The organism is Geodermatophilus sp. SYSU D00710 (assembly GCF_054050195.1).
The window spans coordinates 73,927-96,330 of record NZ_JBJGYX010000015.1 but is presented as its reverse complement, the minus strand read 5'-3'; the positions used below and the strand labels follow the sequence as shown (position 1 = coordinate 96,330).

Below are 22,404 nucleotides of genomic sequence, written 5' to 3'. Positions count from 1 at the left end.
CGGGATCCTCTCTCCCGGCTCCCGACGCGCGGTCTCAGTCCCGGCGCCGGCCGGTGATGATCTGCCGCAGTCGCTCCACCGGCAGCTTGGGCTGCCGGTACTCGTCGAGCAGGCCGTTGGCCTCCTGCATCGTGTCGGTGAGCTGGGTGTAGCAGAACCCGGCCAGCACGGGTGAGGCGTGGACGGCGGACAGCAGGTCCTCCAGCCGCCGGGCGAAGTCCTCGGCGTCCTCGGCGGTGGAGTAGCCCCAGGTGCGCTCCGCGGGCACCTCGTGGGGCGGCACGGGGGTGTACCGCACGCCGCCGAACTCGGTGAGCATCAGCGGCTGCTCCCGGTCGACGGCCCCCGGCAGCAGCACGCGACGCCCCGCGGGCCAGAAGTCCTCGAGCGCCGTGAGCAGGTCCGCCGACCCGTACCGCTCGGCGAGGACCGCCCCGGTGTCGGCGTAGTCGTGCACCGTCCACAGGTCGCTGTCGGTGTGCTCCCAGCCGTCGTTGCTCACCACCGGCCGGCTCGGGTCCACCGCCCGGGTCAGGGCGGCGAGCGCGACGGTGTAGGCCTGCTGTGCCGGATCGGTGGCGACGTCGTGCACGCCCCAGCTCTCGTTCATCGGCACCCACGTGACGATGCAGGGATGGCTGACGTCCCGGTGCACCACGTCCAGCCACTCCGCGGTGAGCCGCCGCACGGCCTCCGGGGAGAAGGCGAAGGCGTTGGCCGTCTCGCCCCACACGAGGACGCCGAGCCGGTCGCACCAGTACAGGAAACGGGGGTCCTCGACCTTCTGGTGCACCCGCACGGCGTTGAAGCCGAGCTCCTTGACCAGCTCGACCTCGCGGCACAGCGCCCCCGCGTCCGGTGCGGTCAGGTGGGACTCGGGCCAGTACCCCTGCCCCAGCACCGAGCGCACGTAGTACGGCAGGCCGTTGAGCAGGAAGGCCCGCCCTCCCACGGCGGCGGTGCGCAGCCCCAGGTAGCTGGCGACCTCGTCGAGCACCTCGCCGTCCCCGTCACCGGCGAGCACCCGCACGACGGCGTCGACGAGCCGGGGCGTCTCCGGCGACCAGGTCATGTCCTGGCGGGCCTGCCCGTTCTGCAGCGCGGGCACGGCCACGGTGGTGCGGGTGCGCTGCTCCGCCACGCGCACGCGGTGCTCGGCCAGCAGCTGCCCGTCCAGCTCCAGCCGCACCGCCACCGTGACCGGTTCGGCCGGTGTCTCGCGGAGCGTGATGCCCAGGTGCACCGCGGCGCCGGCGACGTCCGGGGTCCAGGCCAGGTGCTCGACGGAGACCGCCGGGAGGACCTCGCCCCACACCGGCTGCCAGATGCCGCTGGTCCGGGAGTACCAGATGCTGTGCGGCTCGTCGAGCCAGTCCTGCTTGCCCCGGGGCTGCGTCACGTCGCGCGGGTCGTCCTCCGCCCGCACGACCAGCACGTGCTCGGCATCGGCGTCACCGGCCGCGAGCAGTGCGGTGACGTCGAAGGAGAACGGCGTCTGGCCGCCCTCGTGCTCACCGAGCAGCCGGCCGTCCAGCCACACGCGCGCGGTGTAGTCGACCGCGGCGAACCGGAGCACGACGCGGTGTCCCCGCTCGCGCACCGCGTCGGCTCCCGCGACGTCGGCCAGCCGCAGGCTCCGCCGGTACCAGACCACCGGGTGCGGGCGGGGGTCGGCGACCCCCGACGCCTCGGACTCCGGCGGGTAGGGCACCGTGACGTCGCGGTCGAAGACGGCGCGGTCGCCGAGGTCGGTCAGCTCCGCCCAGCCCCCGGCGCCCCCGGCGCGGTCGTCGTCGAAGGCCAGCTGCCACGTCCCGCAGAGGTCCGTCCACTCCTCACGCAGCAGCTGCGGGCGCGGATGCGTGCCGTCCTGCTGGGTGGCGCGTGCGGGCATGGTCACTCCTCGGGTTCGGGGTCGACGAGCGGGTCCCGGGGTCCGGGGGCGGGCTCGCCGCGGATGACCGGGTCGGTGGGCGATGGACACGCCGCTGCCGTCGATGCTGTCAGGTGCGAGACCGCGCCGGGCACCGGCGGGTCCGTCCCGGAGCCGTCGTCCACCGCGCACGGCCGGCCGGACACCTGTCGGAACGGACCCCGTGGCGGCTCCCGGAAAGGGCTCACCAGCAGCGATGCCATCGAACGGGACTCGCTCACCGCAATTCCGGAAATGCGTTTCGGTCACGAATCCCGCACGGTGGAATACCTCGGGTTGCCGTTGATCAGAAAGCCGTGCAACAGTCCTCGGGTCCGGCATTCCCGGCTACGACTGGACATACCTCGATGAGCGGTTTCTCGCGTCGCCAGTTCCTCGCCGCCGGGGGCAGCGTCTCGCTGGCCGTCGCGATGTCGGGGTGCGCGTCACCGATCGCCTCCAGCCTCACCGGGGCGCAGCCGAGGACGGCCGACGTCATCTTCTGGCACCTGTTCGGCGGCGGTGACGGCGAGAACATGGCCACCATGCTGGACACCTACCGCGAGTCGTCCGGCACGTCGGTCGAGTCCGCGCTGCTCTCCTGGGGCAACCCCTTCTACACCAAGCTCGCGCTGTCGACGTCGAGCGGACGCCCGCCCGACGTGACCGTCGCGCACCTGTCCCGGGTGCCCCTCCTGGCGCAGGCCGGACTGCTCGAGCCCGTCGCGGACCAGTTCGCCGCCGTGGGGATCACCGAGGACAGGTTCACGCCGGCCGCCTGGGAGAAGGCCACGGTGGACGGCACCACGTACGCGGTACCGCTCGACACCCACCCGTTCGTCCTCTACTACAACACCGAACTGGCGGGGCAGGCCGGCCTGCTCGACGAGTCCGGCGAGAACCTCAGGCCCATGAGGAACAGCGACGACTTCGTCGCCGCCCTGCAGGCGATGAAGGACTCGACCGGCAACGAGTACGCGGCGGTCGCGTCGATCACGGTGGACCCCTCGACCTGCTGGCGCCTCTTCCTGATGACCTACTCCGGTCTGGCCGGGCCGATCGTCGAGGACCTGGGCACCAGGGTCACGATCGACAGCGCCGCGATGGAGGAGTCGTTCGCCTTCCTGCAGAGCCTCACCGGGGACCTGGGACTGATGCCACGCACCGCCACGTCGACGACGTCGTCGACCCTCTTCAGCAACGGCGAGGTCGGTTTCCTGTTCGACGGTGTCTGGCAGATCCCGACGTACCGGGACGTCGAGGGCCTCGACTTCAACGTCGTGCCCTTCCCCGCGCTCCTCGGTCCCGAGCCGGTCGCCTACGCGGACTCGCACGCACTGGTCATCCCGGCGAGTCCCGGACGCTCCGACGAGCGGACGGCGGACGCCGTGCGCTTCGTCCAGGGCCTGCTGGACCAGAGCTCGACCTGGGCGGACGGCGGGCACGTCCCCGCCTGGCTACCGGTGCAGGAGAGCGAGGAGTTCCTCGAGCTCCAGCCGCAGAGCAACTACACGGAGGCGGCCTTCAACGCGGTCTACGACCCGGAGGGTTGGTACACCGGAGCGGGCTCGGACTTCCAGACCGCCATGGGCTCCGTCGTCGCCAGCGTGCTGACCGGTGCCACCGACCCCGCGGCCGGTGTCGACGCCATGACCAGCAGCCTGCAGACGTTCTCCACCGCCCGGCCACCCGTGTAGTTCGGAGACCGACATGACCGCCACCGCTCTCCCCGCGCCCAGGTCAGGGGTCGAGGTCAGCCACCGCGCCGCGACCGCGGGGAAGCCCCCGCGTCCGGAGAACCGGGCGGGCTGGCTGTTCGCCACCCCGTTCCTGGCCCTCTACCTCGCCTTCCTCATCGGCCCGGTGGTCATCGGCCTGGTGATCAGCCTGTTCAACACCACGACGGTGAGAGCCGGCATCGGCAGCTGGGTCGGCTTCTCGAACTACGCCGACGTCCTGACCAACGCCGACTTCTGGGCGTCGATGTGGCACTCGGCGCTGTTCACGCTGCTGACCACACCGATCCTGGTGCTGCTGCCGCTGCTGTTCGCCGTCCTCGTCTCGCGCCTGGCCCGCGGCCAGGCGTTCTACCGGCTGGCCTTCTTCGCCCCGTACGTCGTGCCCTCGGCCGCGGTCTGCCTCATCTTCGCGTTCATGTACACGCCCGAGACCGGGCTCATCACCAACGCCTTCGGCTGGTTCGGGCTCACCGCCCCCGACTTCTTCGGCAGCACCTCGGGTGCCTGGTTCGCCGTCGTCCTGCTCACCGTGTGGTGGACGTTCGGCTTCAACTTCATCCTCTACACCGCGGCCATCCAGGAGATCTCGGAGGAGGTCTACGAGGCGGCGACGCTCGACGGCGCCGGGCCGTGGCAGCAGATCCGGATGATCACCGTCCCCCTGCTGCGCCCGACCATCGGCCTCGTGCTGATCCTGCAGGTCCTGTCGTCGCTGAAGGTGTTCGACCAGATCTACATCCTGCTGAACGGCGGCCCGAACTACACGACGCGCCCGGTCATCCAGTACATCTTCGACACCGGCTTCTCCGCCTACCGGGGCGGCTACGCGGCCGCCGCGACGATGGTCTACTTCGTGGTCCTGGTCGTCGTCAGCGTCGGCTGGTTCCTGGTCCGGCGGCGCAACACCTCCGTGAACGCCTGAGGGGAGCCCGACGATGTCGACGGCGATGGCCGCGCCCGCGGCCGACACCGAGAGTCCCGGCACGAGGCGCTCGCGCCGGCGGGGCGAGCAGGACCAGGGCACGAAGCTGTTCAACCGGCTCACCGCCACGTGCGTGACGCTCTTCGCCCTGATCTGGCTGGTCCCGTTCCTGTGGGCGCTGATCACGTCGCTGCGGCCCAACGAGGAGATCGCCGCGAACCCCACGAACCCGTGGGGGAGCAGCTGGAACCTCGACGCGTACAGCTACGCGTGGGAGTCGAGCCCCATCGGCTGGTGGTACGTCAACAGCTTCATCATCTCCACCCTCACGGTCGTCTTCACCGTGGTGGTCTGCTCGATGGCCGCCTTCGCCCTGGTCAACCTGAACTTCCGCGGGAAGTACGTGGTGTTCGGGCTGATCCTGGCCGGCCTGATGGTGCCCGTGGAGGCGCTCGTCCTGCCGCAGTTCCTCGAGTTCCGGGCCCTCGGCCTGCTCGGGACCTACTGGGCGGTCATCCTGCCCTCGGTCGCCCTCCCCGTGGCCCTCTTCGTCTTCCACTCGTTCATCAAGGCCATCCCGGTGGCCCTCATCGAGGCCGCCCGGCTCGACGGTGCCAGCTGGTGGCGGATCTACTCCCGGATCGCCATGCCGCTGTCCCGGCCGGCGATCTCGGCGGTGGCGATCCTGACGTTCATCACGTCCTGGAACGCCTTCCTCTGGCCGCTGCTGGTCCTCACGCAGACCAAGTCGCAGACGATCCCGGTCGGGCTCAGCAGCCTGGTCGGCGGCTCCGCGATCCAGTACGCCGAGACCATGGCCTCCGCCGTCCTCGGCATCCTGCCCCTGCTCGCCGTCTTCCTGGTCCTCCAGCGCCAGATCGCGCAGGGGGTCGCGAACACCGGCATCAAGTAGCGCGGGAGCAGCGTCCCCTGCGGGGACCACCCGGTCTACGCGCGGTCCCCGGTCGGGCCGCCACCGGTCAGGGGTCGTTCCCACCGCCACACGGGACCGACCTCCGGGTCCTCGAGCCGGGCGACCCGCTCGAACCCGAGCCGGGCCAGGACGGCCGTCGAGGCGCTCTCCTCGGCCAGCGTGTGCGCCCGGGCCCGCGACGCCCCGTGCGCCGCGGCGGAGGCCAGCCAGAGCCGCACCGCCGCGGTGGCGTGGCCGCGGCCGCGGTGGCCGGGAGCCACGCTGTAGCCGACCTCGACCACGCCGTCGGAGGGCGGTCCGGTGAACCCGCCGAGCCCGACGACGACGCGGTGCACCGGGTCGACGAGCAGGTGGCTGGACCACTCGGGCGGCACGCCCGAGCGGAGCGCCTCGACCGTCGCCGGGAGCGCCTCGGGGAAGACGAGCCAGCCCTCCGCGAGGTCGAGCCCCGAGCGCGCGCGGAACGCGTCGGCCGACTCCAGCAGCGCCTCCGCGTCCTCGAGCGTCAGGGGTCGCACCTCGGTCGCCGTGGTGTGCACGGTCCCCTCCGGCCGGTGACCGGGTCAGGTCGCCGCCGCCCCGGCGGGGGCCAGCACCGCCGTCGCGGCGATCTCGATCAGCTGCTCGGGGAGGGCCAGCTCCACCACGCCGAAGGCGTTGCTGGCGGGGCGGTGGTCGCCGAAGTACCGCTTGCACACGGCCATCGCCGGCGCGAAGTTCGCCCGCAGGCCCACCAGGAAGACGTTCATCTCCACGATGTCGGTGCGCTGGGCGCCGAACCGGCCCAGGACGGCGTCGAGGTTGGCCAGGGTCACCTCGGTCTGGCCCTCGACGTCGCCCTCGTGGAGGAACGTCCCGTCCGCGTCGTGTGACAGCTGCCCCGAGACGTACAGCCGGTCGCCGGCCCGCACGGCCTGCGAGTAGTTGGCCAGGTCCTCCCAGGGGACGCCGAAGCCGAAGGTCTCGAACCTGCCCATGTCTGCCTCCTCGTGGTGTCGGCCGGTCAGCTCCGGTAGCGGCCCTCGAACCGGGCTCCACGGTCGAGCACGGTGAACCGGGTGGACCGGCCCCGTCGGCGTCCACGACCTGGGTCGCCCCGTCGGCGACGACCAGCTCTCCCGCCGCCAGGGACTCCGGGCAGGTCAGCTCCGCTGCTCGGGGATCCGGGGCGTGCGCAGCGACCGGAAGCCGTCCCGGAGCTCGTCGACGAACAGGTACGGCTGCTCCCAGGCCGCGAAGTGCCCGCCCTTCTCGACCTGGCGGTAGTGGACCAGGCCGGGGTAGGCGCTCTCGGTCCAGCTGCGCGGGGCCTGGTACTGCTCGCCCGGGAACACGCTGACGGCGACGGGGACGGTGACGCCCTTCGCGTCGAAGAACCCGCCGCGGTACTCCCAGTACAGCCGGGAGGCCGAGACCCCGGTGTTGGTCAGCCAGTACAGCGTCACGTTGTCGAGGACCTCGTCGCGGGTCAGCTCGCCGGTGTCGCTCGTCGTGCGCTCCAGCGCCGCGAGCACGGCCGCGGCCGGCTGCCCGTCGGCGTCGTTGTGGTCGAGGAGCCAGGCGGCCAGGCCGACCGGCGAGTCGGCGATGCCGTACAGCGTCTGCGGGCGCGCGGCCATGTAGCGGGCGTACTCGACCTGCCCGAACGTCCGGACGAGCTGCGCGTAGGCGCGCCGCTCCTCCTCCGACAGCCCGTCCGGCGGCGGCGCGCCGGCCAGCGCGGCCGCGTTGACGTCGGCCGGCACGGTGGCCGGCATGTTGGTGTGGATGCCGAGCAGTCCCTCGGGTGCCTGCAGCCCCAGCTGGTCGACGACGAAGGCGCCCCAGTCCCCGCCCTGCGCGACGTACCGGTCGTAGCCCAGCCGGCCCATCAGCTCGGCCCAGGCCCGGGCCATCCGCTCGGGCCCCCAGCCCGGGCCGGTCGGCTTGCCGGAGAACCCGTAGCCGGGCATCGACGGGACGACCACGTGGAAGGCGTCCGCGGCGTCCCCGCCGTGCGCCGTCGGGTCGACCAGCGGCTCGATGATCTTCAGCTGCTCGACGACCGACCCGGGCCAGCCGTGGTTGACCACCAGCGGCAGGGCGTCCTCGTGCCGCGAGCGCACGTGCAGGAAGTGGATGTCGAGCCCGTCGATCCCGGTGACGAACTGCGGCAGCGCGTTGAGGCGCGCCTCGCAGCGGCGCCAGTCGTAGTCGGTCGCCCAGTGCCGCGCCAGCTCCTGCATCGTCGCCAGCGGCACTCCCTGGGAGGTGTCCGGGACCGTCTCGCGGTCCGGCCAAACGGTCTGCTCGACCCGCCGGCGCAGCTCGGCGAGCGCGGCGTCGGGGACCTCGATCCGGAACGGGCGGATCGCACCCTCCTCCTGGGCGGCTGCCGGCGTCGCGGGGACGGTCGACCGGGACATGGGTGCCTCCTGGTGGTCCGGGCGGAGCGGGGCTCGCCGTCGACCCTGCGCCGCCCCGGCCGGCGCTCGCGCCAGGGAGACCCCCGGGTCCTCCCGCCCGGGACCTCAGGCGTCGACGGCGCCGTACAGGCCGGCCGAGGCGCTCCGGCCGGTGACGACCAGGTCGGCCACCACGCCGGAGGCGACCCAGGCCTGCACGTGGCCCGTGCCGTTGTAACCGCCCAGCGCCAGCACCCGGCCGTCCGTGCCCGGCACCGGCCCGCACCGGGGCATCGGGTCGTCGGCGAAGCCCACGACGCCGGCCCACCGGTGCGTCACCTCCGCGCGCACCCCGAGCTCCTCGACCAGCCACCGGTCGAGCCGGGCCTGCACCGGCCCGGAGACCTCGGCGCGGTCGGTCCAGCTCGCCGCCCCGTCGAGGTCGGAGAAGCCCCCGAGGGCGATCCGCCCGTCCGCCGTCTGGTGCACGTACTCGTGGCCGTAGCGGGAGTAGACCGGGGACGGGAGCACCGTCCGCCCGAGCGGTGCCGTGGCGAGCATGTTGAGCCGCCGCGGCCGGACCGCCGCCGCCGACGGCACCAGCGCCGCCAGGTCGCCGTCCACGGCCACGACGGCGCGGTCGCACCGCACGGCACCGGACGCGGTCCGCACGCGGACGCCGTCGCCGTCGACGGCGGGCGGCCCGACCACCGGTGACCGCTCGAACACCCGCGCCCCGCGGGCCTCGAGGGCGTCGGCCAGCGCCCGCAGCCACCGGACCGGGTGCACCGACCCGTCGTTCGGCAGGTACAGCCCGGCCCGCTCCGGCCGGGCGAGCGGCCCGGGCAGGTCGTCGCCGGCCACCAGCTCTCCCGGGAAGCCGTCCTCGGCGAGCGCCGCGGCGTGCCGCCGGACGTCGTCGGCCTCGGTGCCGTCGACGGCGAGCCGCAGCATCCCGTCGAGCCGGAAGTGCCGGCGGGCGCCGACGGCCTCGGCCACCTCGAGCATCTCCCGCTGGGCGTCCAGCGTCGCCCGGTGGACGGCGACCGCCCGCTCGCGACCCCACAGGGCGCGGGTGTCGTGGTACATCGGCGCGGCGCCGGCGATGAAGAAGCCGCCGTTGCGGCCGCTCGCGCCGGAGGCCACCGCGGACCGCTCCAGCACGACGACCGACAGCCCGGCGTCGAGCAGCCGCCGGGCGGTGGCCAGCCCGCCCACGCCGGCGCCGACCACGCACACGTCCGCGTGCGTCTCGCCCTCCAGCGCGGGCCGCGGGCGGGCGGGCTCGTCCTGCCACAGCGGGACCGAGCTGCTGCTCATGCGGATCCACCTCTCGTGTGCTCTGCCGCCCGACGGCGGTCCCGTCCGGCACCGCCACCCTGCACACCGCCGTCGTCCCGGATCGCGCCGGGGTGCGCCGACCGGTAGGACGGGGGCGGGACGCCGGGCCCCGGCGTCCGTCCCGTTCCCGGACGACGCAGGTGAGGACCCCCCGTGAGTGCCCCGACCCTCGACACCGCCCCGTGGACGGTCCGCGAGCCGCGGGTGGACCCCGGGACGCTCGACGTCGCCGAGTCCGTCTTCAGCCTGTGCAACGGCTTCCTCGGGGTCCGGGGGACGCTCGACGAGGTCGAGCCCTTCGGCATGCGCGGCACCTACCTGTCCGGGGTCTACGAGACCCACCCGCTGTCCTATCCCGAGGGCGGCTACGGGCACCCCGAGGAGGGGCAGGCCATGCTCACCGTCGCCGACGGCACGCCGCTGCGCCTGCTGGTCGACGGGGTCCCGCTGGACGTGCGCGAGGTCCCGCCGCAGGTCCACGAGCGCACCCTCGACCTGCGCGCCGGGACGCTCGACCGCCGCGTGCACTGGACGTCGCCGTCGGGCCCGACGGTGGAGGTGTCCTCACGGCGGCTGGTCTCCCTGGCCGAGCGGTCGGTCCTCGCCGTCCGGTACGAGGTCCGCGTCCTGGACGGGTCGGCGCACGTGGTCGTGCGGTCCGAGCTCGCCGCCGGCGAGGTGACCCCGGCGGGCGTGGACAACGACGACCCCCGCGTGGCGGAGGCCCTGGACGAGGCCTTCGAGCCGCGGGCGCAGATCGGCAGCGAGACCGGCGGCGCGCTCGTGGAGCGGACCCGCCGGTCGGGCATCACGGTGGCGGCCGCGGTCGGGCACGAGGTCGACGGCGGGCGGGTCGGCACCCACGTCGACGAGCAGCACGTCGTCACCACGGTCGCGGCCGACCTGTCCCCCGGGGAGCGCCTCACGGTGGTCAAGGTCGTCGGCTACGGCTGGTCGCGTGACGCGGGGTCCGACTCCGTCCTGGGCCAGGCGTCGGCCGCGGTGAGCTCCGCGCTCGACCTCGGGTGGGACGGCCTGCTCGCCGCGCAGCGGACCGTGCTCGACGAGCTGTGGGCCACCGCGGACGTCGAGGTCGACGGCGACGCCGAGCTGCAGCAGGCGCTGCGCTACGCCGTCTTCCAGCTGTTCTGCTCCGCCGCCTGCATCTCCGGTGCCCCCGTCGGCGCCAAGGGGCTGACCGGCGTCGGGTACAGCGGCCACACCTTCTGGGACGTCGAGGGGTTCGTCCTGCCCGCCCTGTCGCTGCTGCGCCCGGACGCGGCCGCCCGCCTGCTGCGGTGGCGCGCCGACACGATCGGCCCCGCCCGCGACCGTGCCCGCACGCTGGGGCTGGCGGGGGCGTGCTTCGCGTGGCGCACCATCAGCGGGCCCGAGACCTCGGCGTACTGGCCCGCCAGCACGGCGGCGATGCACGTCAACGCCGACATCTCCCGCGCCTTCTGGCTGCACCAGAACGTCACCGGCCGCGACCTCGACTCCGTCGGCGGCCTGCAGGTGCTGGTCGAGACGGCGCGGGCGTGGGCGTCGGTGGGCCACGAGGACGCGGACGGCGCCTGGCACCTGTTCGGCATGACCGGGCCGGACGAGTACACGGGCGTCGTCGACGACAACGTCTTCACCAACCTCATGGCCCGGCGCAACCTCCGGTGGGCCGCCGACGCGTGCGAGCGGCTGCCCGAGCGCGCATCGGAGCTGGGCGTGGACCACGCCGAGACCACCGCCTGGCGGGCCGCGGCCGACGCCGTGCACGTCCCGTGGGACGAGCGGCTGGGCGTGCACCCGAGCAACGAGGACTTCACCACCTACCGGGAGTGGCCCTTCGAGGACGAGCGCGACCGCTACCCGGTGCAGGAGCACCACCACTACGCCGACTTCTACCGCCGGCAGGTGCTCAAGCAGGCCGACCTCGTCCAGGCGCTGTGGTGGTGCCGCGACGAGTTCACCGACGAGGAGGTGGCGCGCGACCTCGAGTACTACGAGGCGCGCACCGTCCGGGACTCCTCGCTGTCGGCCGCCGTGCAGGCGGTCGTGTGCGCGCAGGCCCAGCACCCCGACCTCGCGCTGCGCTACCTGCGGGAGGCCGCCCTGGTCGACCTGCGCAACCTCACCGGCGGCACCGCCGACGGCCTGCACATGGCCTCGGTGGCCGGCACCTGGCTGGCCCTCGTCGCCGGCCTGGGTGGCCTGCGGGAGGACCACGAGGACCTCGAGCTGGCGCCGCTGCTGCCGTCCGCGCTCTCGCGCACCGCCTACCGCGTCACCTGGCGAGACCGGCTGCTCCGCGTCGAGACGACCCGGGAGGGCACCACGGTCACGCTCGAGCGCGGCGAGCAGCCGGTGACCGTCGTCGTCGACGGCGCCCGTCACCGGGTGGCGCCCGGCGAGCCGGTGCGCGTGCCGCTGCGCGCCCCCACCCCGCTGCTCGCCGAGCCGCGGCAGCCGGCCGGTCGCGAACCGCTCAGCTGACTGATGCCCGGACCCGCGCTCTGCCGGCTGCTTCCGGGCACTGCGGGCGCGATCGGGCCGGCAGAGCAGGGAACGAGCCGGCAGAGCCCGCTCAGCGGGCCGGCTGCACGAAGCGCGTCAGGTCCGCCAGCAGGGCCGGCCGGCGGCGGGCGCGCCACATCGCCACCAGCCCGGCCACCACCGGGGGGTCGAACGGGCGGGTCACCAGGCGCCGCCCGTCGAGGTCCGGCGGGTCGTCGCCCACGCACAGGGTGAAGCCGCCGAGGTCCTCGACGGCGTCGAGCATCGCCGCCTGGGCGTCGTCCAGGACGGGCACGTGCGTGACCTGCGGCAACCGTCCGCGGGGGTCGGGAAAGCAGGACAGGAAGAAGTCGTAGAACGGCCGGGTCTCGAGGCTGGGCGAGTAGACGACCAGGCACCGGCCGGACAGCTCCCGCCGGGAGAGCCGGTCGCCCGCGGCCAGCGGGTCGTCGGCGCGGACCACCCCGTGCAGGACGACGGGGACGAACGGCGCGGACTCCAGCGAGTCGGCGCCCGGCGGCGGGGCGGTCCAGCCCACGGCCAGGTCGAGACGGTCGTCGAGCAGGTCGCGGACGACGTCGTCCTGCTGCTGGAGGTGCAACCGGAGCTCGACGTCGGCCCGGGTCGCGCCGAACAGCCGCACCCGCCGGACCACCGCCTGGGGACAGTCGATGTCGACGCCGACCCGCAGCGGCGTCCGGACCTCCGCCGCGCGCCGGGCCTCCCGGACCGCCAGGTGGGCCGTGGCGACCGACTCGCGGGCCCCGGTGAGGAACGCCTGGCCGGCCGCGGTCAGCCGGACGTGGCGGGTGTCCCGCTCGAACAGCGCCACGCCGAGCTGGCGTTCCAGCCGGCGGATCTGCTGCGACAGCCCGGACTGCGTGACGTGCAGCCGGGACGCCGCGCGCCCGAAGTGCAGCTCCTCGGCCAGGGCGACGAAGGGCGCCAGCAGACGGAGGTCCAGCTCGCCCACGGCGCCTGCGTACATCCATGACGGCCCGTCATCAAGACCGGGGGCAACCGTCATCACCGACGCCTTCCCCACCGCCCGTCGCGCCCGGGACGCTCTGGGTGCCCCGCACCCCCGTCACGAACGAGAGGACCGACCCGTGGAACTGGGCAGGCTCCGCGTCAACCAGCTCAGTGCGGCCGGCTGGGAGTGGTACCAGCAGTACCTGGCCGCGCTGGACGCCTACGACCTCGAGCGCTACTCGTCCTTCCTGTCCCCGGACGTCTCGATCCAGTTCAACAACGACGAGCCGATGGTCGGCCGCGAGGTCGCGGCCAAGGGCCTCGACCAGTTCTGGGGGTCGGTGACCGCGATGGGCTACACGCTGGTGCACGAGCCGCTCAACGTGTACGGCGACGACCACCGCTTCGTCCTCGAGGCCCTCAACCACTACGACGGCGCCGACGGCCGGCGGGTCACCGTCCGGGCCACCGCCTGGACCGACCGCGGGGACGACGGCGCGGTCACCTCCGTCCGCCTCTACCAGGACCTCTCCCCGCTGTACGGCACCGCCGGCTGAGCGTCGGCCGGTCCGGCCTACCGTCGGGAGGCCGGACCGACCCCGACGACGGAGGCCCCAGGTGACCAGCGACCCGGAGGGCACCGGCACGGCGCACGACTGGCTGGCGGGCGCCGCGGTCGACCCGGACGTGTTCGACCTGCGGCCGGACTACCGGGCGGTGCTGCTGACCGCCGACGGCCTCCGCGGCGGTCCCGGCGACGCGGTGAGCGAGCGGGTCCTGGCCGCCGCCGAGGACGACGCCCGGCGGCTGCTCGCCGGCCGGTCACCCGAGGAGCTGCCGCACCCGGCCGCCTGGCGGGCGGCCTACCGGGCCTTCGGCGCCCGGCCGCAGCGCACCCGCCCGAGCGTGGAGGCCCTGCTGCGCCGCCTCGACCGGGACGGCCTGCCGCGCATCGACCGGATCACCGACGTCTACAACGCCGTCTCCGTCTCCCACCTGCTGCCGATCGGCGGGGAGGACCGCGCCGCCTACGCCGGGCCGCCGCGGCTGGTCCGCGCCGAGGGCGACGAGGCGTTCGACACCACCGCGGGCGGTGCGCCGGTCGTCGAGCACCCGGAGGCCGGCGAGGTCGTCTGGCGCGACCACGCCGGCGTCACCTGCCGCCGCTGGAACTGGCGGCAGTGCACCCGCACCCGGATCACCACCGGCACGAGCAGCGCCGTCTTCGTCCTCGACGTCCTCGACCCGCTCACCGACGACGACGCCACCGCCGCGGCCGACGCGCTCACCGAGGCGCTGCTGGCGACCAGCCCGGACGCCACCGTGCACCGGCGGGTCCTCGCCGGCCCCGGGTGGGCCCGGGAGCGCTGACGACCGGCCCGGCGCCGGTGATCGGCGGCGCGGCGGCCTCGGCGATCCCCGCGGCGGCCAGCCGGCGCAGCGTCGCGGCGGACTCCTCGGCGTCGTGCAGGTAGGCGTGGAAGGAGGTCAGCCGTCCCCAGCGCAGTCGCAGGACGTGCGCGCCGCGGTTGGCGTAGGCGGAGCCGTGGCGCAGTGGGCCGGCGTTGGTCCACTCGACGCCGACGACGGTGTCCCAGGGGGGTCCCGAGCAGGCCATGGCCCCCACGTCGAAGCGCAGCCCCGGGAAGAGCCGGTGCAGTCGCTGCAGCCAGGCCCGCACCGCCTCGCGGTCGGTGCGCTCGCCACCGAGGGCGTGGTCGCCGGGGAAGGTGTGGTGCACGTCGGGAGCCATCTGGGCGACCAGGGCGTCGACCTGCCCGGTGGACAGCAGCGCGAAGGCGCGCCGGATCCGGCGCCGGACGACCGCGTGGTACACGGCGCTCACCGACGGCGGGCCAGCAGCCGGCGCACGGCCGCCTGCTTCCAGAGGAACAGCCCGCTCGCCGCGACCAGCGGGACGCCGGCGAGCACCAGGACCCACCGCAGCGCGGCGGTGGCCGCCAGCGAGGGCGGCAGATAGACGTGAGTCGCGAGCAGGCCCCCCACGACCAGGTGCAGCGCCCGGGCGGCCTGCCGCGTGCGGCGCGGGCCGGTCGGAGCGGGACGCCGGGTCGGAGCCGGCGGGGCGGGCGGGGCCGGAGCGGCGCTCATGGCATCTCCTGGGGTCGGGCCGGCCGAGGGTCCTCGGCGCACGGCCAGCCTGCGGCCGCGCCCCGCCGCGGGAGAAAGGGCTGCTGGACAGCGACTCGTGTCCGGCGCAGCATCAATCCCCGGCGCGGGAGGTGGTGCGGGACGGACGTCGAGCTGCGCCACCTGCGCTACGTCGTCGCGGTCGCCGACGACCTGTCGTTCACCCGCGCCGCCGCCCGGCTGCACGTCGACCAGCCGTCGCTGTCCCGCCAGATCCGGGCCGTCGAGCGGGCTCTGGGCGTGGACCTGTTCACGCGGACGACCCGCAGCGTGCGGCTCACCACGGCCGGCGAGGAGTTCGTGCGCTCGGCGCGGCAGGCGCTGGCCGAGGTCGACCGCGGGATGGAGGCCGCACGGCGCGCCGGCGGTGCGGACGGCGGCACGGTGCTGCGGCTGGGCTACCTGGTGCCGCTGCGGGACCAGATGATGATGCGCCTGGTCCGCGAGGTGGAGGCGGCCGTGCCGGCGCTGCGCCTGGGGCTGGCGCAGTACGACTACGCCACGCCCGACGCCGGCCTGGGCGCCGGCGACGTCGACCTGGGCATCGTGAACCTGCCGCTGAGCACCGCCGGGCTCGACAGCGAGCCGCTGCTGACCGAGCCGCGGGTGGTGGTCGTCGCCGCCGACCACCCGCTCGCGGCCCGCGATGCCGTCCGGCTGGCCGACCTCGAGGCGCAGCAGGACCTGCTGTGGGCCGTGCCGCCGGCGGGAGACCCGCTGTGGCGGGCGTACTGGGCGGCCGGTGACCACCGCGGCGGGCGGCTCCCGGAACGGCGGTGCGAGCCGCGAAACCCCGACGAGTACGCCCACCTCGTCGCCACCGGCCGCGCGTTCGGCCTCAACCTGCGTGCGGCGGCCGAGCCCTTCGCGGGGTACGGGATGGCCAGCGTGCCGGTCGTCGACCTCGACCCGGTCACCATCCACGTGGCCTGGCGCCGCCACGACCCGCCACCGCACCTCCCGGCGATCCGCACCGTCGTCCGGCGCCTGCGCACGGCCGGCGGCCGCTGACGGCTCACCCCCCGGCCCGCGGCGCGCGGACCACCGCCACCGGGCACGGCGAGTAGGCGATGCAGCGCAGGCTCACCGAGCCCAGCAGCAGACCCGACCAGGCGGTCCGGCCGCGTGACCCGACCACGAGCAGGTCGGCGGAGTCGGCCACCTCGGTGAGCACGTCCCACTCCACGCCCTCGAGGATCTCCGCCCGCAGCTGCACACCCGGGGCCTCGCCGTCCCACGCGTCGTGCACCGCCCAGCGCAGCGTGACGTCGGCCTGCTCCCGCAGCGTGGTCTCCGGCACCGCCCACGGCGGGCCGCCGTAGCCCGACACCGTGTCGGTCCAGGCGTGCACGACGTGCAGCTCCGCGCCGCGCAGCCGCGCCTCGGACGCGGCGAAGCGCGCCGCGGCCACCGACTCCGCGGAGCCATCGACCCCGACGAGCACCCGGCTCCCGGCGCCCTGCCGGGGCACGGCGCCGTGGGTGGACTCGTCGTCCCGGACGACGACGACCGGGCCCCGGGCGTGCTGGGCGCACTGCTGGCCGACCGAGCCCAGCAGCGCCCCGCGCAGGGGCCCCCGGCCGCGGGAGCCGACGACGAGCAGCCCGTCCTCGCCGGCGGCGTCGACCAGCTGCTGGACCGGGTGCCCGTGGCGCACCTCGGGGTGGACCGGGACGGCCTCGCTCCCGGTCGAGGCGGCGACCTCGGCGGCCTCCACCCCCATGCGGGACCGCACCTCCGCCTCGAGGTCGGCGACGTCCGGCCGGCCGAGGTCCCCGTCGTGGGCGTGCGGCGGCCGGTCCTGCGGCCAGACGGTGACCAGCCGGACCGCCGTGCCCTGCAGCCGCGCCTCCTGCAGGCCCCAGGCCAGGGCGGTGCGCGCGCCCGCCGACCCGTCGGTCCCCACCACGACCTCGCGCGGCCTCGTCGTGTCGTCCACGGTGCTCCCTCCCGCGTCCCGGTCCCGCTCCCCTACCCGCCGTCGACCCGGACCACCGGCAGCTGGGAGCATCGCCCGGGTGTGCACGGTGGTCGTGCGCTGGTCGGCGGGCCACCCGGTCCGCATCCTGGCGCTGCGCGACGAGCTGACGACCCGGGAGTTCGACGACCCGGGCCGGTGGTGGCCCGAGCTGCCCGACGTCGTCGGCGGGCGGGACCGCGTCGCCGGTGGCACCTGGGCCGCCACCGACGTCGGCACCGGCGTCACCGCGCTGGTGCTCAACCGGCCGCAGAAGCGGACCGCCGACGCGGGTGCCGCCAGCCGCGGCGTCCTCCCCCTGCTCGGGGTGGCCCACGGCGCGGACTGGCCCGCGCAGGTGCGCCTGGACGGGATGGCGAGCTTCCTGCTCGTCCTGGCGACCCCGGAGGGCCTCACCACCTGGGACTTCGACGGCGCGACGCTGACGACGACCGCGCACGGCGAGGGCACGACGATGATCACCTCGGGCGGCCCGGAGGACCGCAAGGCCGACCGCCACCAATCCGCGTTCGCCGCCGCCGAGGTCCCGGAGGGGTGGCGCGCGCTGGTCCGCAGCGCGCCGCCCCAGGACGACCCGGGCGCGCTGGTGGTCCGCCACGAGGAGGACGGGCTGGTCTTCGCGACCGTGTTCGGCGAGCTGATCGAGGCCCGCCCGGGCGCGCTGCGACTGGAGCACAGCCGGCGCCCCTGGATCCCCGAGCCCTGGCAGGCGCTCGTCCTCACCGCGCCCGGCCCCGGTGAGGACGCGCCGCTCGGTTCTTGACTCGTTCAAGAGAGGGCGGGAGGATCGGCGGCGTGCCGGACGCCGCAGACCTCGAACGCGCACTGCGCGCGGCGGGTCTGCGGGTCACCCGCCCGCGCCTGGCGGTGCTCGCCGCCGTCCACGCGCACCCGCACGTCGACACCGAGGCGCTGATCGGCGCCGCCCGCGCCCGCATGGGGGCGGTCTCGCACCAGGCGGTGTACGACGTGCTGCGCGTCCTGACCGACCGGGGCCTGGTGCGGCGCATCCAGCCGCAGGGCTCCGTCGCGCGCTACGAGGCGCGGGTCGGTGACAACCACCACCACCTGGTCTGCCGGTCCTGCGGCGCCATCACCGACGTCGACTGCGCCACCGGCGAGGCTCCGTGCCTCACCCCCTCCGGCGACGGGGGCTTCCTCGTCGACGAGGCCGAGGTCATCTACTGGGGCCGCTGCCGGTCCTGCGCGACGGCCCCGGCCACCTCTTCGCCATTCGACCGTTCCGCACCAGAGAGAGGCACACCGTGAAGGACGAGCGCAACAAGGTCGAGACCGAGAGCACCAGCGAGAGCGAGAACCCTGCGATCCCCTCGCCGACCCAGGTCACCAACCGGCGGCCGCAGAGCAACCGCGACTGGTGGCCCAACCAGGTCGACCTGTCGGTGCTGAACAAGCCCTCGAAGGACTCCGACCCGCTCGGCGAGGACTTCGACTACCGGGCGGCCGTCGCCGGGCTCGACGTCGAGGCGGTCAAGCGCGACCTCGTCGAGGTCATGCGCACCTCGCAGGACTGGTGGCCGGCCGACTGGGGCCACTACGGCCCGCTGTTCATCCGGATGTCCTGGCACGCGGCCGGCACCTACCGGATCGCCGACGGCCGGGGTGGCGGCGGGGAGGGCGGCCAGCGCTTCGCCCCGCTCAACAGCTGGCCGGACAACGCGAACCTCGACAAGGCCCGCCGCCTGCTGCTGCCGGTGAAGCAGAAGTACGGCCGCAAGCTCTCCTGGGCCGACCTGCTGGTGCTCGCCGGCAACGTCGCGCACGACGACATGGGCCTGCCGACCTTCGGCTTCGCCTTCGGCCGCGAGGACACCTGGCAGCCCAAGGAGACCTTCTGGGGACCCGAGGACACCTGGCTCGGCGACGAGCGCTACGCCGGCGACGCTCCCCTCGACCTCGACGAGGGCCCGCTCGCGAACGTGACCATGGGGCTCATCTACGTCAACCCCGAGGGTCCCAAGGGCCAGCCCGACCCGCTCGCCTCCGCGCACGACATCAAGGTGACCTTCCGCCGGATGGGCATGACCGACGAGGAGACCGTCGCCCTGATCGGTGGCGGCCACACCTTCGGCAAGACCCACGGCGCGGGCAACCCCGAGCTGGTCGGCCCGGAGCCCGAGGGCTGCCCGGTGCACGGCAACGGTCTCGGCTGGATCAGCCAGCACGGCACCGGCAAGGGCGCCGACACCATCACCAGCGGTCTCGAGGGCGCCTGGACCCCGACGCCGACCACCTGGGACAACTCCTACTGGGAGACGCTGTTCGGCTTCGACTGGGAGCTCGTCGAGAGCCCGGCCGGCGCCAAGCAGTGGCAGCCGAGCAACCCCGAGGCGCAGGAGCTCGTCCCCGACGCGCACATCGAGGGCAAGAAGAACCCGCCGATGATGTCCACGGCCGACATGGCGCTCAAGGTCGACCCCGAGCTGCGCGTGTACGCCGAGCGCTTCCGGAACGACCCGGAGTACTTCGCCGACCAGTACGCCCGGGCCTGGTTCAAGCTGCTGCACCGCGACATGGGCCCGAAGACCCGCTACCTCGGTCCCGACGTGCCCGCCGAGGACCTCATCTGGCAGGACCCGGTCCCCGCCGTCGACCACGAGCTGGTCGGCGAGGCGGAGATCACGGACCTCAAGCAGCGCCTGCTCTCCTCCGGCCTGACCGTGTCGCAGCTGGTGCACACCGCGTGGTCGGCCGCTGCCTCCTACCGCGGCACCGACAAGCGCGGCGGGGCCAACGGCGCCCGGCTCCGGCTCGAGCCGCAGATCGGCTGGGCGGTCAACGCGGGCGTCCGCGACGTCCTGCCGGTGCTCGAGCGGGTGAAGGAGGAGTTCGAGCAGCAGACCGGCACGCGGGTCTCGCTGGCCGACCTGATCGTCCTCGGCGGCTCCGCGGCGGTGGAGAAGGCCGCGGCCGACGCCGGCGTCGAGGTGACCGTGCCGTTCCACCCGGGCCGCACCGACGCCTCCCAGGAGCAGACCGACGTCGACAACTTCCGCTGGCTGGAGCCGCGGGCCGACGGCTTCCGCAACTGGATCGCGCCGGGCAGCAAGCTCCAGCCGGAGACGCTGCTGGTCGACCGCGCCTACATGCTCGAGCTGACCGCCAAGGAGATGACCCTCCTGGTCGGCGGCCTGCGGGTGCTCGGCGCCAACACCGGCGGCACGACGCACGGCGTCTTCACCGACCGGCCCGGCGTGCTGAGCCAGGACTTCTTCCGCAACCTGCTCGACCTGGGCATCTCGTGGCGCACCTCGGTCGACACCGAGGGCGTCTACGAGGGGCTGGACGCCGACGGGAACGTCGTGCGCACGGCCACCGCGGCCGACCTGGTCTTCAACTCGAACTCGATCCTGCGGGGCATCGTCGAGGTCTACTCGGCCGACGACGCCCAGGAGCAGTTCGTGCGGGACTTCGTCGCTGCCTGGGTGAAGGTGATGGAGCTCGACCGCTTCGACCTGCGGTAGGCACTCCCCCTCCGGATGCCCCGGCCCGCACCGCGCGGGCCGGGGCATCCGTGCGTCCGGGCTCCGGTCAGAGGCGGAGGAAGAGGTGGACCGAGACGGCGACGCCGAAGCAGACGATGGACACCCGCAGGGGCGTCGTCGGGATGCGGCCGGCGATGCGGGCGCCGAGGAAGCCGCCGGCCAGGCTGGCCGGCGCGGCGACCGCCACGACCCCCCAGTGGACGTCGCCGAAGACCGCGAAGACGACCAGGCTGACGGTGGCCGTGACCGCCGACAGCGCGGACTTCAGCGCGTTGGCCAGCCGCAGGCTGTGCAGCGCGAGCCCGAGCAGCCCGACGAGGACGACGCCCAGCGCGCCGCCGAAGTAGCCGCCGTAGACGGTGGCGAGGAACAGCAGCAGGTACAGCCAGGCCGGGTCCCGGCGGGCGGCCCGGTCCTCCCTGTGCCGGAGCCGCCGGTTGAGCAGCGGCTGGAGCGCGAGCAGCAGGCTGGCCAGCAGCACGAGGACCGGCACGACGACGTCGAACGCCTCCGACGGCGTCGTCAGCAGCAGCACGCTGCCGGCCGCCCCGCCGAGGAGCGCGACCAGCCCGAACCGGACCAGCCGGCGACGCTGGCCGGCGTACTCGCGGCGGAAGCCGGCCACCCCGCCGAGGTAGCCCGGCCACTGGACCACCGAGTTGGTCACGTTCGCCTCGACCGTGCCCAGGCCCAGCGCGACGAGGGTGGGGAACAGCACCAGCGACCCGCCGCCGGCGATCGAGTTGACGCCGCCCGCCAGCAGGGCCACCCCCGCGGCGACGAGGAGGTCGACAGCGGACACCGGCCGCGCCCCTACGGTCGCGCGGCCGGCGTCGGCTGCAGGAAGGCCAGCGCGGTGGCGGCGTAGAGCACCGCGGAGTCGAGCACCTCCTGCTCCTCCGCGTGGTCGTCCACCCCCGCGGAGAGGGTCGGCTGCGGCCCGTAGCAGATCGCGGGCACGCCCCGCGACCGCCACCGGCTGGCGTCGCTGGCCGGCAGCCGGACGGCGTACTCGGGCTCGGTGCCGCGGAGCCGGCGGACGGCGGTCGCGAAGTGCCGCACGAAGGGGGACCCGACGGCCGTCCCGTTGGCGTCCCAGCCCTTCGTGCGGCGCACGGTCGTCCCGGGGAGGTCGGCGAGCAGGTCGCGCACCAGGTCCTCCGCCTCGTCGGCGCCGAGGCCCGGGGGCAGCCGGAGGTCCACCTCGGCGGAGGCGGAGGTGGCGATCTGGCCGACGAACGTGCCGGCCTCGACGCGGCCGACGTTGACCGAGAGCAGGACACCGGGATCCCCCTCGCGCGCGACCTCGGCGAGGTCGGGCGGCGGGACCACCGCCCGCCCGGTGAGCGCGTCCAGCCGGCGGACGCACTCGGCGATCACGGCGGCGGCCGAGCGTCCCGGCTGCACGGCCGAGGAGTGGCCGCCCTCGGCGCGGGCGTCGACCCGCAGCCACAGCACGCCCTTCTCGGCGACGGCCACCCGCCGGAACCCGGGTCCCTCGCCGCACAGCAGCGCGTCCCCGAGCAGCGCGGGGTGGGTGCGGAGGAGGAACGCCGCGCCGTTGTCCCCGAACACGACCTCGTCGGCGACGGCGGTGAAGGTCACCCGGCCCGCCCACGCGTCGGCGGTGTCGCGCAGGGTGGCCAGCGCCCAGGACATGGCCGCGACCGCGCCCTTCATGTTGCCCATGCCCAGCCCGTAGAGCCGGCCGTCCCGGCGGGTCAGCTCGGCGACGGGCACGGTCCACTCGCCCAGGACGCCGGGCGGCATCGTGTCCAGGTGCACGTTGAGCACCAGGTGCGGCCCCGGGCGCCCGCTGTCGAGCTCGGCGACCACCGAGGGCATCGTGGGCTCGCAGGCCTCCGTGCGCGAGGCGATGCCGCGCCCGGCGAGCCAGGAGGCGACCACCGCGGCCACGGTGCGGGTGTCCCCCGGCGGGTTCACGCTCGGCGCGGCGACGAGGTCGGCGCAGTAGCCGACCAGGTCCTCCCGGTCCTCCTCGACGGCGGAGCGCAGGTCTTCGACGGCTGGCACGGGCACGGTTCCTCCGGGGTGGC

Annotated in this window: 21 protein-coding genes; 10 read left to right on the top strand and 11 right to left on the bottom strand. The window is 74.6% G+C overall.

Going from position 1 to position 22,404, the window contains the following annotated elements; genetic code table 11:
- Window positions 1–34 precede the first annotated feature (34 nt).
- Complete coding sequence (locus ACI78U_RS09685) at window positions 35–1,894, bottom strand: glycoside hydrolase family 2 protein (RefSeq protein ID WP_456875090.1); 1,860 nt, start codon at window positions 1,892–1,894, stop codon at window positions 35–37.
- 386 nt (window positions 1,895–2,280) lie between these two features.
- Between ACI78U_RS09685 and ACI78U_RS09680 the strand changes: the two genes are divergently transcribed.
- Genes ACI78U_RS09680 through ACI78U_RS09670 form a run of 3 tightly spaced genes read left to right on the top strand, consistent with a single transcriptional unit; the run spans window position 2,281 to window position 5,486 of the window.
- Window positions 2,281–3,609 carry an extracellular solute-binding protein gene (locus ACI78U_RS09680; protein ID WP_456875089.1) on the top strand — a complete coding sequence of 443 codons (1,329 nt, stop codon included), beginning with the start codon at window positions 2,281–2,283 and terminating at the stop codon, window positions 3,607–3,609.
- 13 nt (window positions 3,610–3,622) lie between these two features.
- Window positions 3,623–4,573: a carbohydrate ABC transporter permease gene (locus ACI78U_RS09675; protein ID WP_456875088.1), complete on the top strand. Its 951-nt coding sequence runs from the start codon at window positions 3,623–3,625 to the stop codon at window positions 4,571–4,573.
- A 13-nt stretch (window positions 4,574–4,586) separates the two neighbouring features.
- On the top strand, window positions 4,587–5,486 hold the full coding sequence (locus tag ACI78U_RS09670) for a carbohydrate ABC transporter permease (RefSeq protein WP_456875087.1): 900 nt from the start codon (window positions 4,587–4,589) through the stop codon (window positions 5,484–5,486).
- A gap of 35 nt (window positions 5,487–5,521) precedes the next feature.
- Here ACI78U_RS09670 and ACI78U_RS09665 read toward each other — a convergent pair whose 3' ends face one another.
- The 4 genes from ACI78U_RS09665 to ACI78U_RS09650 form a co-directional block, all read right to left on the bottom strand.
- A complete protein-coding gene (locus ACI78U_RS09665; RefSeq protein ID WP_456875086.1) occupies window positions 5,522–6,046 on the bottom strand; it encodes a GNAT family N-acetyltransferase in 525 nt (174 codons plus the stop codon).
- A 24-nt stretch (window positions 6,047–6,070) separates the two neighbouring features.
- Entirely contained in the window at window positions 6,071–6,484 is a 414-nt protein-coding gene (locus ACI78U_RS09660) for a RidA family protein (RefSeq protein WP_456875085.1), read from the bottom strand.
- Window positions 6,485–6,649: 165 nt separating this feature from the next.
- Window positions 6,650–7,912, bottom strand: coding sequence for an epoxide hydrolase family protein (locus ACI78U_RS09655; protein WP_456875084.1), 1,263 nt, complete (start codon window positions 7,910–7,912; stop codon window positions 6,650–6,652).
- 105 nt (window positions 7,913–8,017) lie between these two features.
- A complete protein-coding gene (locus ACI78U_RS09650; protein ID WP_456875083.1) occupies window positions 8,018–9,211 on the bottom strand; it encodes an NAD(P)/FAD-dependent oxidoreductase in 1,194 nt (397 codons plus the stop codon).
- Between the two features lie 174 nt (window positions 9,212–9,385).
- On the opposite strand from ACI78U_RS09650, the gene ACI78U_RS09645 reads away from it, so the two are divergent.
- On the top strand, window positions 9,386–11,719 hold the full coding sequence (locus ACI78U_RS09645) for a glycoside hydrolase family 65 protein (protein WP_456875082.1): 2,334 nt from the start codon (window positions 9,386–9,388) through the stop codon (window positions 11,717–11,719).
- Between the two features lie 91 nt (window positions 11,720–11,810).
- Here ACI78U_RS09645 and ACI78U_RS09640 read toward each other — a convergent pair whose 3' ends face one another.
- Window positions 11,811–12,713 carry a LysR family transcriptional regulator gene (locus ACI78U_RS09640; protein ID WP_456875081.1) on the bottom strand — a complete coding sequence of 301 codons (903 nt, stop codon included), beginning with the start codon at window positions 12,711–12,713 and terminating at the stop codon, window positions 11,811–11,813.
- Between the two features lie 136 nt (window positions 12,714–12,849).
- Between ACI78U_RS09640 and ACI78U_RS09635 the strand changes: the two genes are divergently transcribed.
- Entirely contained in the window at window positions 12,850–13,269 is a 420-nt protein-coding gene (locus tag ACI78U_RS09635; protein WP_456875080.1) for a nuclear transport factor 2 family protein, read from the top strand.
- A 61-nt stretch (window positions 13,270–13,330) separates the two neighbouring features.
- Entirely contained in the window at window positions 13,331–14,083 is a 753-nt protein-coding gene (locus ACI78U_RS09630; RefSeq protein ID WP_456875079.1) for a B3/B4 domain-containing protein, read from the top strand.
- Here ACI78U_RS09630 and ACI78U_RS09625 read toward each other — a convergent pair.
- Window positions 13,998–14,558 carry a nuclear transport factor 2 family protein gene (locus ACI78U_RS09625; RefSeq protein WP_456875078.1) on the bottom strand — a complete coding sequence of 187 codons (561 nt, stop codon included), beginning with the start codon at window positions 14,556–14,558 and terminating at the stop codon, window positions 13,998–14,000. The genes ACI78U_RS09630 and ACI78U_RS09625 overlap by 86 nt on opposite strands.
- Window positions 14,555–14,824 carry a hypothetical protein gene (locus ACI78U_RS09620; protein ID WP_456875102.1) on the bottom strand — a complete coding sequence of 90 codons (270 nt, stop codon included), beginning with the start codon at window positions 14,822–14,824 and terminating at the stop codon, window positions 14,555–14,557. Before ACI78U_RS09620 ends, ACI78U_RS09625 begins: the two co-directional genes overlap by 4 nt.
- Between ACI78U_RS09620 and ACI78U_RS09615 the strand changes: the two genes are divergently transcribed.
- Window positions 14,726–15,874: a LysR family transcriptional regulator gene (locus ACI78U_RS09615; protein WP_456875101.1), complete on the top strand. Its 1,149-nt coding sequence runs from the start codon at window positions 14,726–14,728 to the stop codon at window positions 15,872–15,874. The two genes, ACI78U_RS09620 and ACI78U_RS09615, sit on opposite strands and share 99 nt — an antisense overlap.
- A gap of 4 nt (window positions 15,875–15,878) precedes the next feature.
- On the opposite strand, the gene ACI78U_RS09610 is transcribed toward ACI78U_RS09615, so the two are convergent.
- Window positions 15,879–16,802: a universal stress protein gene (locus ACI78U_RS09610; protein ID WP_456875077.1), complete on the bottom strand. Its 924-nt coding sequence runs from the start codon at window positions 16,800–16,802 to the stop codon at window positions 15,879–15,881.
- Window positions 16,803–16,881: 79 nt separating this feature from the next.
- Here ACI78U_RS09610 and ACI78U_RS09605 point away from each other — a divergent pair, with 79 nt between their 5' ends.
- From ACI78U_RS09605 to katG, 3 genes are read left to right on the top strand one after another with little or no spacing between them, the layout of a single operon-like run.
- Window positions 16,882–17,604, top strand: a complete 723-nt coding sequence (locus ACI78U_RS09605) for an NRDE family protein (protein WP_456875076.1) — start codon at window positions 16,882–16,884, stop codon at window positions 17,602–17,604.
- A gap of 32 nt (window positions 17,605–17,636) precedes the next feature.
- Window positions 17,637–18,110 carry a Fur family transcriptional regulator gene (locus tag ACI78U_RS09600; protein WP_456875075.1) on the top strand — a complete coding sequence of 158 codons (474 nt, stop codon included), beginning with the start codon at window positions 17,637–17,639 and terminating at the stop codon, window positions 18,108–18,110.
- Window positions 18,107–20,326, top strand: a complete 2,220-nt coding sequence (katG, locus tag ACI78U_RS09595; protein ID WP_456875074.1) for a catalase/peroxidase HPI — start codon at window positions 18,107–18,109, stop codon at window positions 20,324–20,326. The genes ACI78U_RS09600 and katG overlap by 4 nt, the downstream gene beginning before the upstream one ends.
- Window positions 20,327–20,393: 67 nt before the next feature.
- Here katG and ACI78U_RS09590 read toward each other — a convergent pair whose 3' ends face one another.
- Window positions 20,394–21,149 (bottom strand): sulfite exporter TauE/SafE family protein, encoded by a 756-nt coding sequence (locus ACI78U_RS09590; protein ID WP_456875073.1) that lies wholly within the window; start codon window positions 21,147–21,149, stop codon window positions 20,394–20,396.
- 11 nt (window positions 21,150–21,160) lie between these two features.
- Window positions 21,161–22,381: a M20 family metallopeptidase gene (locus tag ACI78U_RS09585; protein ID WP_456875072.1), complete on the bottom strand. Its 1,221-nt coding sequence runs from the start codon at window positions 22,379–22,381 to the stop codon at window positions 21,161–21,163.
- Window positions 22,382–22,404 lie beyond the last annotated feature (23 nt).